Genomic DNA, 13716 nt, shown 5'->3' on the forward strand with positions numbered 1-13716 from the left:
CACCTCTCTCAACGACCTAGGAGTTTACGCATGAGGGAGACTAAGGGCTGTCCCGTAAATGATCTAAACTGCTCGGCCATGGTGGGGTCGCGGGTGGGGACCAGAGTGCCGTCCACGATGAGCACGGTGTCCTTGGCGAACCGTTTGCGGGGCTGGAGCGCAAACATCGGTCCGAGATGGTCGATGATGCGGTCCACCGCCGACTTGGATACCCCAAACAGTGGTGCGAGTTGTCGCATCGTCAGGTTCGTACGCCAGTACGCTGCGACCAGCAGGGCCCGGTTCTCCAGCGGAAGTCTCCAGGGCCGACCTTTACGCCTCGGGGTCGGCACCCTCCCGCCGCAGGGCTGTCACGAGCCTTCCGAACTGTCGCGGGCTCAGCCCGGTAAACGGACCTATCCATGACGGCTCCGACGCCTTGATCACACTAGCCATTGCATGATCATTGCACTGCTTCAGGTTCGCCCTGCTCGAACGCGATGCGGCAGCGTTCCACCTGGTCAGCCACCTCCTCCATGAACCATTGCATGATCTCGTAGGGGACGGCGTGCCCGTCAGGGCTATAGACATGGACGGTTGGCTCCAGATCAGGGTCCTCGTCGGGGACGAGCGCCGCAAGAAAGGGCGGCCCAGGCAGATAGGTCGTCTCAGCCCACGCGGCTGGCGCAGGCACGGCCTCGCTCAGCTCCACAGACCAGGAGTCGTCAGGCAAGGCGTAGTGGAACTGGATGGCGTAGTGACGGCCTGCATGTTCTCTCAGTTCTGCTGGCATGACGGCAGGTTGCCACAACACGCGGTCGCAAGCCCGCGGATATTGGCTGAGGCCCAGTCGCTGGGCAGAAGCTCCGACTTACGGGACAGCACTTACGAGCTGGTGCATGGTTGGCGGTGAGACGTCGAGCCCCAGACAGTTGATCATGGTCGGGTGGTGGGAATGCGACTCGTGCAGTAATCATCAGCAACCGGCGGATCACGGGCCTGACGGCCGGAGTGTTGGTCGAACTCGTCCGCGAAATCGGCCCGTTGCGGCATGAGCGTCACCAGGCCAGGCTTGCCTCCCGACCGCGGAAGCGGGCTGTGGGGGCTGGCGCGAAGCACCAGCTGGTGTTCGTCGACCGACTGCTGGCCACCCTCGTCCATCTTCGTCACGGGGCCACCCACGACGTGCTGGCCTGCTGGTTCGGCGTGGACCGCTCAACCATCACCCGGGCCATCGGTGAGGTGCGGCCCCTGCTCGCCGAGCGAGGGTGCACCGTCAGCCCCGACGTACAGCTGCGGACCCTGGCCGAGGTCGTCGACCATCTCGGCGCGAGCGGGAAGACCGGCACGTTGACGGCACCGCGATCCGGGTCCGCCGACCCGCCGCCGGACGCAAGGACCGGGACAAGTACAGCTCCGGCAAGAACAAGCAGAACGCCGTCAAATCCCTGGTGGTCACGGACGGCGAAGGCCACGTGCTGTGGTGCAGCCCGGCCCGTCCCGCAAGCTGCGCAGGCATCACCCATGCCCGCCAGTTAGGGCTGGTCAAGCTCCTGGCCGACGGGCCCGCGGTCGAAGTTCTCGCCGATGCCGGCTACCAGGGACTGAGCGCCCAGACCGGCGGACGCGTGGTGACACCGCCACACCGCAAGTTCAAGAAGAACGCCCCGGCCTGGTACGAGGAGATGCACGAGCGCCAGCGCAAGGCCCATTCCTCACGCCGCATCCGTGTCGAGCACGGCATCGCTCACCTGAAGAACTGGCGAGCCCTCGCCCGTCACCTCGGCCGCCGCGAGCACATGAGCGACACCATCCAAGCCATCGCCGGCCTGCTGTCCCACCAGCAGACCGTGGACCTGAACTCGACACGGCAGATGTGAACACGAGCCACACCGAAGTTCTCGACGTCTCACCGCCAACCATGCACGAGCTCGTTAGGGGACTAAAAGCGAACTCCGCAACGCCGAACACCTTGCGCTCACAAGAAGCGCGTCCGAGACGATGGCTTACATGACGAAGCCGAAGCTTCGTCGGATCAATTTGCGCCATTCTCCCTCAGACGAGTTCAAGGAGACAAGGTCGCACTCATACATCGACGAGACCAGAGCATCTTCCAGCTGATCCAGAGACGCATCGGATGAATCCGGATGCACGCTAAGAATGGCTTCGTTAAGGTCGGCCATGAATTCCAGAAAGTTCTTCAGCGTACTTGCCGCCTGAAATGAGTTCTCCATACCCTTCGGCACGAAGTAGCATTTTCCCGATTCTCCATCAAGGCACGCCGAGTGAAGATCGGAAACTCCGATGAGATACAGCCTGGAAAGACTCTCGGGTAGAGTGGGAGAATTCCTGAAGTCGCCGAGAGTCTCGAGACCATCCTCCAGGTCCTCGAAGAAGAAGAGCGACACCACATGTTCCGGAAAACCGACATCGAGCAGAAGATTGACCGTGGCATGATCTACAATTCCCGGCGGCAAACTGTCGGGCGAACCGACCGTGAAGTCGTCGTCGGGAAATGCCGCGACCAAGCGATCCTTGAACGCCACTACATTCTCCTGGGCAATTATTTGGACACTTCAGTTTACAAGTTGATTCTCTGCCTCATGGAGCCATTTCATGAGCTGCTTCTTGCGCCTCTGGAGGAGCCTCTCATCTTCCGGCTCAATGGTTTCCGGAATTGTCGAGGGATCCATACGGTCCCTGTCCAGAAACTTTACTACCGCTCCGGCATTACGCAGGATCGCGAGAGCTGCTTGGGACTGCTGTTTCCCGCGACGTACCTCATATGTCGACTCCGTCTCGGTCGGCGCGTCTGCAGCTCGGCCCCACGATCTTGCCGCATGTGTCGTTGGCGATATTTTGCCCGCATTCCGTAGCTTCTCGAACTCCGCCCTGTTTTTTGTGGATTCTCGCACAACGGTCTGGTGGCCGACGACATTACCATCTCCATCCTTGCTGGGCGACTCACCTTGATAGGCTCGACTGAAGTAGAAGGTCGCATTGACCGAGCAGCCAGCACCCTCAAGCCTCTTGATGAACTTTTCGGAAATATATTCGGCACAGTTGATGCAACAGCTCGCCGAGACGTCGATCTCAAGGCTGACGTTACATTTCCGCTGCTCCAGCTTACCCTCCCAGACATTAAGGAAATGCGCGACCAGCATTTCTTCCGCATGAGTACCTTTAGCCACCCCGACTTCGTTCTGAACACTCCGCTTCTCCCCGCTTCTCGTAGGTCCGTACTCCGTAGCCTCGGCGTCATAGGAGAAGACTCCGCGCGCCCAGGTCGGTACGTTCCGCGTATCTTGACTGCCACCCGGCTCTGGCTGCCCCATTGCTTGCTGATAAGATAAAAACGCCTGCTCTTCCAGAATGACTGCCGCCGGCCCCGTACGCTCGACAGGGTTAACCGCGGCCTCGACAGAGTAAGTATGTTCGCCACTCCGTACGACACGAAGGTCTTTTACACCTTTCGGTTTCCACTCGGCCAGAGTTTGAGAGATGATCCCTGGCGCCTGCTCCGGGCTCACGTCTCCCTTTGTCAGACGACGGTGTGCGTCGCGTGAGGCCGCTTTTGCCACCTTCTGCTTGGCCGCCAGCGATTGCGTAGAGCCATCCTTCGCGGGGCTTTTTGAGTCCTTTCGCAGCTTCTGCCAGAGGGCCTTGCCCTTCTTCGCTATGAAGTCGACGATCTTGTCGATGGCGCGGTTGACCGGGCGGGAGACGGCCTGGAAGACGGACTTGACCTTGTTCGCCAGGCCGCCGATGCCCAGGAGGGCCGCCAGGAAGCCGATCAGGAGGGGGATGCTGGCGGCCAGGGCCGTTTCGACCATTTTCGGGACGCCGGCTGCGCCGCCGTTGGCTATTTCTATGACCGCGTCCAGGACCGCGTTGACGAAGTCGGCTATCTGGGCGCCCTGGTTCACCACGAAGGTGACGATGTCGATGATGCCCTTGACCGCTCGGATGAAGGCCGAGGCCGGGTTGAGGAGGGAGACGATCCAGGTGATGCCGGCGATGATGACGGTGGGGATCAGGTATTCCGTCAGCTTGGAGAGGATCGTGGACTTCAGGTCGCCCGTTTCGGCCTTGATCTCCTCGAAGGCGCCCGCCGGGCCCTCCGTGGCGAGCTTCTTCGCTACCGGGACGCTCGTCTCGACCGCGCCCAGGGCCTCTTCCGGGGCGCCCTTGCGGGTGATGCGGGAGCGGATGTTGTCCCAGGTCAGGCCAAGGAGGCCGGTGATGAGCTGGATGATGCCGCGCAGGTCGAAGCGGTCGGGGAGTTCCAGGCCCGCCTTCGTCGCCGTGCCGAGGAGCCAGGAGACCAGGCCCTTCTTCAGGTGCTCGCCGATGTTGCTGACGAAGAGGTTGAGTCCGGCTCCCACCGCCTTCACCAGGTTGCCCAGGAAGCCGATCGGGTCCTTGATGATCTTCATGATCGCGGAGGCGGCCTTGGCCAGGATGCCGAGGAGAAGGTTCTTCAGTTCGTTGATCGTCTTGATGACGCCGACGATCGCGTCCTTCGCCTTGTCGATGAGGCCCTTGTTCGCCTCCTGGAGCTTCTTGATCTCCTCGTCGACCGCGTTCAGCGCCGCCGTGTACTTGTTCGCCAGGTCCTGGACCAGCTGTTCCGACTTCTCGTCGACGCTCGCTTCCAGGTCCTCGAACTTGCCGGCGAAATCCTGCTGCGCCTCCTCGCCGAAGGCGCGCAGCTCGGCCGGGAGGCGGTCGACCTCCGCCTTCAGCTCCGTCCTGCCCTGCGCGATCCTCGCCTTCGCGCGGCCGAGTTCCACGCCGATCAGGTCCGCCACCTGTGAGATGACCGTCCGCATGCGGGCCACGTACAGCTTGCGCGACTCCTGGTAGAGGTCGTTCGCCTCCTGGGGCATGCCGGCGAACTTGTCCTTCAGCCAGCGACCCTTGCCGAGAAGGCCCCCGTAGCGCTTGTCCTTGTACTTCTTCATGCGGGCCTTGTGGTCGGCCGTGAAGGCGTCCCGGGCCGCCTTCTCCCCTGACGTGAAGGCCGTGTCCACCTTCTGGTCGAGGCCCGTGAGCGTCGCCTCGACGTCCTTCTTCGTCGCGTCGAAGACCTTCTGGAGCTTCGCGGTGACCTCGGCCCGCTTCTGCTCGTCCTTCGACTTCGTCTCGCCCTTTCCGCCGTCGACCGCCTTGCCCGCCGCCGCCCGCGTCGCCGTCAGGGTGTTCATCGCCTGCGCGCCCGCCGCTGCGGCGCCCGCCTTCGCCGTCGCCAGCTGCTGGTCCTCGGCGGTGTGCGCCTTGCCGGGGGCCTTCGCCGAGTCCGTCTCCGCCGTCTTCTTCGCCTTCAGGGCCTCGTCGAACTCCGGCTCGTTGCCCTTGGCGAGCTGCTCCTCCGTGACCTCGGCGTCGGCCATCGCCTTGTCGTTCTCGGCCGGGCCCTGGGAGAAGTCCGTCACCGCCGGCGGCTGCTTCTCGGGGATGGCGTCGGTGGCGCTCGGCGCACCCGGATCGGCCGGCGGGCGGTCGGGGGCGAGCGGGGTGACCGGCTTGTCCTTCGCCGCCGACGTGTCCGGCGGGGCCTTCGTCGCGGTCTCGATGTCCTTCGCCGAGGTGTCCTTGCCCTCCCCGACCTTCCCGTCGACCTCCTCCTTCACCCTGTCGGCCTTGCCGGACTTGGAGAACTTGTCGGCCTCGTCGAGGTTCTTCGGCGCCTGCGCCTCGATCGCCTTGTCGACGGCGGCGACGAACGCCGCCTTGTCGAACTCCCCCGGCTTCGCCGCGTTCATCTTCTCCGCGTTCGCGGCCTTGCCCTGCGCCTCCTTGTCGTCCGGAGGCGCCACCGCCGCGTCCTGCGCGGCCTTCGACTCGGCCGCCGCCGGCGCGTGCGCCGCCATCGTCCGCTTCTTCGCGGCCACGTCCGCGCCGACCCGGCGGAAACCGGGCGCCGCGTTCGGCGGCGTCTTCACGGGGGCGGTGTACCGCTGCGCAACGAGCCGGGCCACCGCCGCGTTGCCCACCGCGCCCTGGAGGCGCTGCACACTGTGGGGGGCAAGGCCGCCCGCACGGGAGGAGGTCGGTCCTGTCGGACGGTCTGCCGACGGCTTCTTCTCCGGGACCTCCTTCATCCATCGCCTCCCGGTCGCCGTGGCCGCACGGCCAGCCTGGCCGCCGCCCCGTGCTCGCACGGAGAGCGAGGAGGGTTCGGTGCGGCCCCGACTCCCCTGCACCTTCGGGCAGTTCACGCTGCCCGGGCGGGCGGCCGATCATCCGTTCCGGGTGATCGGCCCGCTCGTGAGAATGGCCCGGTTCCACGGGAGCCGTTCCCCAGCCGGGGCCCCGGTCGAGGAGTGACGTCGAGGAGAGAGAGCACCGCATGCCGTCGTATCTGTCCCCTGGCGTCTACGTCGAAGAGGTCCAGTCCGGCTCCCGTCCGATCGAGGGGGTCGGCACCTCGGTCGCCGCGTTCGTCGGTTTCGCCCGCAAGGGGCCCTTCGACGAGCCGACGCTGATCACGAACTGGAGCCAGTTCGTCAGCCGTTTCGGCGACTTCGTCGAGGGCACCTACCTCGCCGCCTCGGTGTACGGATTCTTCGCGAACGGGGGCGGGACCTGTTACGTCGTCCGCGTCGACGACGGCACCGCGCCGGCGCCGGAGGACGTACCCGACGGAGCCGGCGAACGTGGCCGGCCCGGCGAGGTCACGGCCACCGGACCGACCGCCATCGGCGCGTACTCGGTCGTCGCCCGCCCCGGCGTCACCGGCACGGTCACCGTCGAGATCGCGGACGTCGAGGGCGACGACCCGCCCTCCGACGCCTTCCGGCTGATCGTCCGTCAGAACGGCGAGGAGGTGGAGACATACCCCTCCGTCACCACCAAGCGCAGCAAGGAGAACGTCGCCACCCGCGTCAACGCCGCCTCCGCGCTCATCGAGATCAGCGAGCCCGGCACCGGTGCCGCGCCGGCGCGCCCCGAGCCGCAGACCGTCACGCTCGCCCCGGCGCCGCCCGCCCCGGCGAGCGGCGGGGCGACGGCCCTCACCCCCGAGGTGTACGTGGGCGACGCCGACCGGCGCTCCGGACTCGGCGGCCTGGAGGCGGTGGAAGACGTCACCACCGTGGCCGTGCCGGACCTCATGAGCGCGTACGAGCGCGGGCTCATCGACCTCGACGGGGTGATCGCCGTCCAGCAGGGGCTGATCACGCACTGCGAGCTGATGGGCGACCGGGTGGCCGTCCTCGACCCGCCGCCCGGGCTGAGCCCGCAGGAGGTCGCCGCCTGGCGCTCCGAGCGGGCGGGGTACGACTCCAAGTACGCGGCGCTGTACTACCCCTGGATCGACGTCGCCGACCCGTCGACCGGCCGGATCACCCCGGTGCCGCCGAGCGGGCACATCGCCGGCGTCTGGGCGCGCAACGACGACCAGCGCGGCGTCCACAAGGCCCCGGCCAACGAGGTCGTGCGGGGCGCCGTCGCCCTCCGGACGCAGCTGACGAAGGGCGAGCACGACCGGCTCAACCCGGTCGGCGTCAACTGCATCCGCGCGTTCCCCGGCCGGGGCATCCGGGTGTGGGGCGCGCGCACGCTCTCCTCCGACCCGTCGTGGCGGTACCTCAACGTGCGGCGGCTCTTCAACTACCTGGAGGAGTCGATCCTGGCCGGCACCCAGTGGGTGGTGTTCGAGCCGAACGACGACGCCCTGTGGGCACGGATCCGCCGCACCGTCGCCGCCTTCCTGGTCAACGAGTGGCGCAAGGGCGCCCTGTTCGGGCTCAACCCCGAGGAGGCGTTCTACGTGAAGTGCGACCGCGAGACGAACCCTCCGGAGAGCGTCGACTCGGGCCACGTCGTCTGTGAGATCGGCGTCGCGCCGGTCCGGCCGGCCGAGTTCGTCGTCTTCCGCCTGTCCCAGCTGACCAGCGGCACCGGTGCCGTCGACGAGTGAGGAGTCCCTCGTGCCCCTTCCCGATCTCGACAGTTCGGTCGGACACTCCTTCGGCCTCGAGTTCGACAGCGTCATCATCAGGCAGATCACCGAGGTCAGCGGCCTGAAGATGGAGCAGGACGTCATCGAGCTCAAGCAGAACACCGCCGACGGCAAGTACGCCGTCAAGAAGCTGCCCGGACGGCCCAAGGCCGGCGAGGTCACCGTCTCCCGCGGACTCACCGAGGACAGCAGCTTCGAACGGTGGATCAAGGACTCGCGGTTCGGCCGCATGAGCGACGCGCGCCGCAACGGCGCCATCATCGTCTACGACTACGAGGGCCTCCCCATCAAGCGGTACAAGCTGATCAACGCCTGGCCCAAGTCCCTGGAGATCGGCGCCCTCAAGGCAGGCGACACCTCCGTCCTGACGGAGAAGCTCGTCATCACCTACGAGAGCATGGAAGTCGACTGATGCGGCGTACGACGGCGGCCGCGCCGGCCCCGGCGGGCCACGGCGACCACGACACCGGGGCGGGGCTGCGGACCGAGTTCCCGTTCCGGCTGCCCCGCGGGTACGTCGACGAGCACGGCACCGTCCACCGCGACGGCGTCATGCGGCTGGCGACCGCCCGCGACGAGCTGGTGCCGCTCCGGGACGACCGGGTCAGGGAGAACTCCGCGTACCTGTCGGTGGTGCTCATCTCCCGGGTGGTCACGCGGATCGGGACGGTCGACGACATCCATCCCGGCGTCGTCGAGGACCTGTTCGCCTCCGACCTCGCCTTCCTCCAGGACTTCTACCGGCGGATCAACGCCGAGGGGCACACCCGCGCCGCCGTCACCTGTCCGTCCTGCCAGGAGGAGTTCGCGGTGGACCTCGCCGGTGGCCGCCTGGGGGAATCCTGACGTACGCGGCCGACCAGCTGTACGAGGAGGTCGCGTACCTCGCCCACCACTTCCACTGGCCACTGGATCAGCTCCTCGACCTGGAGCACGCGGAACGTCAGAGGTTCGTCGCCCAGGCGGCCCGCCTCGGCGGAGGATGACCGACGGGGAGGGAACGGAACCATGGGACTGCTGTCCTGGCTGCGCGGCGGACGGGGGGCAGAGCGCCCGGCCGGCCCGCCCGCGCCCGCGGCCCGCGAGGACCGGTTCGACGTCGCCGAACTCCCGCCGATCCAGCGGACCTTGGGCGCCCCGGCGCTCGTGACCGACCCGTCCGCCTTCGAACGCGGGCTGCCCACCCGGCAGCCGACCGCCCTCTCCACCCCGCTGGGCCACCTGATCAGCGCGGAGGCGCCGGGCGGACTCGTCCGGGGAGTGACGAAGCCCGTCCAACGGTCGGTGTCGGTGGTGGAGTTTCCCGTACGTGACGGGGTCCGGCCGGCGGAGTCGGTGCCCCTGGCGGGGTCACCCGTGCCGGAGCTCCCGGGCGTACGGCCGCCTGCGACGGCGCCGTCGGCGGCGCCCGTGCAGCGGGCGGCGTCCCTGCCCGTACCCGGCCGCCCTGGTCCCGATCCTGCTCCTGGTGCGACGCACGCTCCCGATCGCAGGGAGAACCCCGAGATCCGAGAGATCCAACGGGCACCAGAGGGGCCGACGGGACCGACGGGACCGACGGAGAGCGTGGCGAGCCGGGGAGCGGCGGAGGTCGAGACGAGGGCACCGGACGTGCCGCCCTTCTCTCCCGCCCCCACGGACGGTGCGGACGTGGAGCCTTCGGTACGCCCCCTGGTCGGCGAGCGGCCGCTCCTGGACACCGCACCGGAGCCCGACGCCGCTCCCGAGACCGCCGCCCCGCCCGTCCAGCGTTCCCTCCCGCCCACCGGCGCACCACGGCCCTCGCGCCCGTCACCGGCGCCGTCACCACCGCCCCGTCGCTCCCCCGGCCTCGGCGCGCCGCTCCCGGCGCTCCCGCCGACGGCGCAGCGCGAGGCCCCCGGTGCCGCGCCGGCCGTGCCCGCCCCCGTTCCGGCCGCCGCGCCCACCCGCGTACGGACAGACTCCGCCGCGCTGCCCCCGCTCCCGGCGCCGACGCCCGCGCCCGCCCCCGAGCCGGTGGCGCAGCTTCTCGCGGACCGGCCCCTGGTGCTGCGGTCCGTGAGCTCGGAGCCCGCCCCGAGCGCCACCGCCCCGGCCGCCGCGGCGGCCGTCCCCGTCCGGTGGGAGGCTCCGGCCGTACCGCGTCAGACCTCCCACCTGTCGTCGCGCCCCACCCCCGCCCTCGTCCAGCGCGCGACCGCGCGGCCCGTACCGACGCCACCACGGCCGCCGCAGCCGCCGCAGCCGCCCCGCGACGCCGGGGACGTGGCCGTCGCCGCCGGTGTCGCCCAGCGGATGGCCGACGGCAGCGTGGTCTTCGGGACACCGCCACCGCCCCCGCCCGTGGTCCACCACCGACCCGCGACCCCGTCGGCGGCCCTCTTCGTCCAGCGCGAGGTCGCCGCCGAGGAGCCCCCGCCCCCACCACCGGAGGACGTCGAGGCGGCCGCGCCCGACCCCGTACCGGACGAGGACGTCGGCCCCGCCCCCAGCCCTGGCCCCACCGGTGAGACCACCGCCCCACCGACCCCACCGACCGCACCCCCCGTCACCGACGAGTTCGTCCGGGCCCTCTACCCCCGGCTCGCCCGCCTCTTCAAGGCCGATCTGCGGCTGGAGCGCGAGCGCGCGGGCCGGCTCATCGACACCCGGCTCTGACAAGGAAGGACCGGCTCCATGGCCACCGCCGCCCCGAACGACGAACCCGCCGTCAGCGTCTGCTTCGTCGTCACCATCGACGACATCGAGCTCGGGTCCTTCAACACCTGCGAGGGCCTGGGCTGCGAGGTCGTCCTGGAGACGCGCGAGGAGGGCGGCAACAACGGGCACGTGTGGCAGCTGCCGACCCGGCTCAAGTACTCCCACGTGAAGCTGTCGCGTCCGCTCACCCGGGAGACCGAGAAGGTGGCGCGCTGGTTCGCCGGCATGACGACCGGGTTCACGCGGAAGACCGCGCACATCGAGGCGCGGACCGGGGACGGGCGGACGGTGGCCCAGTGGGGGCTGCTGGAGGTGGTGCCGGTGCGGTGGACGGGGCCGTCGTTCACGCCCGAGTCGCCGAAGGTGGCGATCGAGACGATCGAGATCGCCCACCACGGCTATGTGATGGAGGGCTGACCGGCATGAGCGCCCCCATCGCCTTCAGCGCGGCCGGCACCTCCGGCGTCGCGTCCGCCGGGAAGGGCCGGGCCGCCCGGCCGAAGCTGGAGCACGCCTATCTGGAGCTGCGGACGCCGCCGTCGGGTGGCGGTCTGACGCCCGGGGCGCCGTGCGGGCGGATCGACTTCCAGTTCAATCCGAAGGAGTTGAGCCTCACCAAGGCGGCGGCGTGGAAGCGGACGCCGGCCAAGGGGGCGAAGAGCGCGGGGCCGCCCGAGTACCAGGGGCCGCAGCCGAGCAAGCTGACGGTGGAGATGTTCTTCGACGCGGGCGACACCCAGGACACCCGGGTGGTCACCTCGGTGGAGCAGCTCTTCGCGTGCTGTGTGCCGACGAGCGAGACGCGGCAGCAGCAGCGGTCGTCGCCGCCGTGGGTGGTGTTCCACTGGGGCGGGCTGACCGGTTTCCCCGGGTACGTGAGCCAGGTCCAGGCGAAGTACACGCTGTTCACGACCTCGGGCGTGCCGATCCGGGCGGTCTGCCTGGTCACGATGGAGGAGATCAGCGGGGAGACGCCCGGGCAGAACCCGACGTCGGGGGCGCTGACCGCTCGCCGCACGCACCGGGTGGCGGCCGGGGACTCGCTGCCGTCGCTGGCGCAGCGCGAGTACGGCGATCCGGCGGCGTGGCGGGTGATCGCGGAGGCGAACGGCATCGACGACCCGCTGCGGCTGGCGCCCGGCACCCGGCTGCTGCTGCCGGCGCCGGACGAGCTGGGCCGGCTGCGTCAGGGGGCTGCCGGGGGGCCGGCTGTGGGTGGTGGTCGCTGATGGCGCCGGGGGTGGCGTCCGCGCTGCTGGTGGAGGTCGGTGGCAGCCCGTTGCCGGTGCGGTTGATGAACACGCTGGTGGAGGGGTACGTCGACGACAGCCGTACGCTGCCGGACCTGTTCCTGCTGCGGTTCCGCGACCCGGACCGGACGCTGCTCGCGCAGGGCGGGATCGCGGTCGGCGCGGAGATCCGGCTGCTGGCGCGGGGCGGCGGCGGCACGGAGCCGCTGCCGCTGCTGACCGGGGTGGTGACGGCGCTCGAACTGGAGCTGGACGAGTCGGGCACGTACACGGTGGTGCGCGGGCTCGACGAGACGTACCGGCTGCTGCGCGGGGCGCGGGTGGCCGGGTACCAGAACATGACGCTGTCCGACATCGTCGCCCAGGTCGCCCAGCGGGCCGGGCTGAAGCCGGGGACGGTGGACGTGGCGGGGCCGGTGCTCGACCACGTGGCGCAGGCCAACGTCAGCGACTGGGAGTTCGTGCGCGGTCTGGCCGAGGAGGCGGGGGCGCAGGCGTACGTACGGGACGGGCGGCTGCACGTGGTGAGGCCGGCGGAGGCGGGCGGGGCGCCGGACGCGTCGGCGCGGGCGGACCGGGATCCGCTGGTGCTGGAGCGGGGGGCCAATCTGCTGCGCTGCCGGGCGTCGGTGTCGGCCGCCGAGCAGGTCTCCGAGGTGGAGGTGCGGGGCTGGGACGTGCGGGGGAAGCGGGCCCTGGTGGGCCGGGCCCCGGCGGGGACGTCGCCGCGGCTGGCGCTGGGGGTGACCGCGGCGCAGGTGACGGCGCCGTTCGGGGAGGCACGGCACGTGGTCACGGACGGCGGGTACGGCACGCAGGAGCGGGTGGACCGGGCGGCGAAGGCGCTGGCGGAGCGGATCGCGGGGTCGTTCGCGGAGCTGGAGGCGGTGATCCGGGGCGATCCGCAGGTGCGGGCGGGCACGGCGGTGGCGCTCAACGCGGTCGGCGCGCCGTTCGAGGGCCGGTACACGGTGACGTCCTCGCGGCACGTCTTCGACGCGGTGCGCGGGTACGAGACGTGGCTCACCGTCTCCGGGCAGCAGGAGCGGTCGCTGTTCGGCCTGACGGGCGGCGGGGGGCCCGCGGAGGGGCGCCGGCCGGGCGGGCTGGTCAACGCGACGGTGACGGACACGCAGGACCCGGACGGTTCGGGGCGGGTGAAGGTGACCTTCCCGTGGCTGTCGGACGAGTACGCGAGCGACTGGGCGCGGACCGCGCAGGCGGCGGGTACGGGCGGCGGTGAGCCGTACATCCCGGAGGTCGGGGACGAGGTGGTGGTCGGCTTCGAGCTGGGTCGCCTCGACCGGCCGTACGTCCTGGGCGGGCTCTACAACGGTCAGGACCGGCCGTCCGGCGGCGGGGCCGTGGATCCGACGTCCGGGGCGGTGGACCGGCGGGCGTTCGCCTCCAAGGGCGGGCACAAGCTGGAACTGCTCGACGCGGCGGGCGGGGCGCAGGGGGTGCGGCTGCGCACTGGCGACGGGAAGCTGACCATCGAGCTGGACCAGGCGGGGACGACGGTCACCATCGGCAGCGACGGGGCGGTGCGGATCTCCGCGAAGGAGAAGGTGTCGATCACGGCGTCGGGCGGGGTGAGCGTCGCCGCCGAGCGGGGTGCGCTCGAACTCAGCGGCGACCGCGTCTCGGTGACGGCCCGTCAGGGTGTGGAGGTGGACGGCGGGCAGGGTGCGGTGAGGCTGGCGACCGGCGGGGCGCTGGAGGTGCGGGGGTCCGCGGTGACGGTGGACGGCACGCAGCGCACCGAGTTGAAGGGCGGCACGACGCTCTCCGTCAACGCGCCCCTGGTGAAGATCAACTGACGGGTACGGGGGGGGGAGA

General features: G+C 69.6%; 12 protein-coding genes and 2 pseudogenes. 10 read left to right on the forward strand and 4 right to left on the reverse strand.

Annotation, left to right across the window (positions count from 1 at the left end):
- Positions 1-56: 56 nt before the first annotated feature.
- Positions 57-435: pseudogene (locus IF73_RS37425) on the reverse strand (helix-turn-helix domain-containing protein); the annotation flags it as partial.
- 7 nt (positions 436-442) lie between these two features.
- Positions 443-772 carry a hypothetical protein gene (locus tag IF73_RS0104415; protein WP_031003591.1) on the reverse strand — a complete coding sequence of 110 codons (330 nt, stop codon included), beginning with the start codon at positions 770-772 and terminating at the stop codon, positions 443-445.
- A gap of 332 nt (positions 773-1104) precedes the next feature.
- On the opposite strand from IF73_RS0104415, the pseudogene IF73_RS41825 reads away from it, so the two are divergent.
- Positions 1105-1191, forward strand: a pseudogene (locus tag IF73_RS41825) (transposase family protein); the annotation flags it as partial.
- A 56-nt stretch (positions 1192-1247) separates the two neighbouring features.
- Positions 1248-1859 (forward strand): transposase family protein, encoded by a 612-nt coding sequence (locus tag IF73_RS37430; protein ID WP_234338154.1) that lies wholly within the window; start codon positions 1248-1250, stop codon positions 1857-1859.
- A gap of 126 nt (positions 1860-1985) precedes the next feature.
- Here IF73_RS37430 and IF73_RS0104425 read toward each other — a convergent pair whose 3' ends face one another.
- On the reverse strand, positions 1986-2525 hold the full coding sequence (locus tag IF73_RS0104425; protein ID WP_031003593.1) for an SUKH-4 family immunity protein: 540 nt from the start codon (positions 2523-2525) through the stop codon (positions 1986-1988).
- Between the two features lie 30 nt (positions 2526-2555).
- Entirely contained in the window at positions 2556-6083 is a 3528-nt protein-coding gene (locus tag IF73_RS37435) for a phage tail protein (protein ID WP_234338155.1), read from the reverse strand.
- 248 nt (positions 6084-6331) lie between these two features.
- On the opposite strand from IF73_RS37435, the gene IF73_RS0104440 reads away from it, so the two are divergent.
- From IF73_RS0104440 to IF73_RS0104470, 8 genes are read left to right on the forward strand one after another with little or no spacing between them, the layout of a single operon-like run.
- Positions 6332-7903: a phage tail sheath family protein gene (locus IF73_RS0104440; RefSeq protein ID WP_031003597.1), complete on the forward strand. Its 1572-nt coding sequence runs from the start codon at positions 6332-6334 to the stop codon at positions 7901-7903.
- 10 nt (positions 7904-7913) lie between these two features.
- Positions 7914-8357: a phage tail protein gene (locus IF73_RS0104445; protein ID WP_031003599.1), complete on the forward strand. Its 444-nt coding sequence runs from the start codon at positions 7914-7916 to the stop codon at positions 8355-8357.
- Positions 8357-8791, forward strand: coding sequence for a hypothetical protein (locus IF73_RS0104450; protein WP_031003600.1), 435 nt, complete (start codon positions 8357-8359; stop codon positions 8789-8791). Before IF73_RS0104445 ends, IF73_RS0104450 begins: the two co-directional genes overlap by 1 nt.
- Positions 8788-8931, forward strand: coding sequence for a DUF6760 family protein (locus tag IF73_RS42695; RefSeq protein WP_324616067.1), 144 nt, complete (start codon positions 8788-8790; stop codon positions 8929-8931). The genes IF73_RS0104450 and IF73_RS42695 overlap by 4 nt, the downstream gene beginning before the upstream one ends.
- Before the next feature lie 22 nt (positions 8932-8953).
- Complete coding sequence (locus IF73_RS40900; RefSeq protein ID WP_158821913.1) at positions 8954-10585, forward strand: hypothetical protein; 1632 nt, start codon at positions 8954-8956, stop codon at positions 10583-10585.
- 18 nt (positions 10586-10603) lie between these two features.
- Positions 10604-11044 carry a phage tail protein gene (locus tag IF73_RS0104460; protein ID WP_031003604.1) on the forward strand — a complete coding sequence of 147 codons (441 nt, stop codon included), beginning with the start codon at positions 10604-10606 and terminating at the stop codon, positions 11042-11044.
- A 5-nt stretch (positions 11045-11049) separates the two neighbouring features.
- A complete protein-coding gene (locus IF73_RS0104465) occupies positions 11050-11856 on the forward strand; it encodes a LysM peptidoglycan-binding domain-containing protein (RefSeq protein WP_031003606.1) in 807 nt (268 codons plus the stop codon).
- On the forward strand, positions 11853-13697 hold the full coding sequence (locus IF73_RS0104470) for a VgrG-related protein (RefSeq protein WP_037878283.1): 1845 nt from the start codon (positions 11853-11855) through the stop codon (positions 13695-13697). Before IF73_RS0104465 ends, IF73_RS0104470 begins: the two co-directional genes overlap by 4 nt.
- Positions 13698-13716: the final 19 nt, after the last annotated feature.

The organism is Streptomyces sp. NRRL F-5727 (genome assembly GCF_000719555.1).
Taxonomy (GTDB): Bacteria; Actinomycetota; Actinomycetes; order Streptomycetales; family Streptomycetaceae; genus Streptomyces.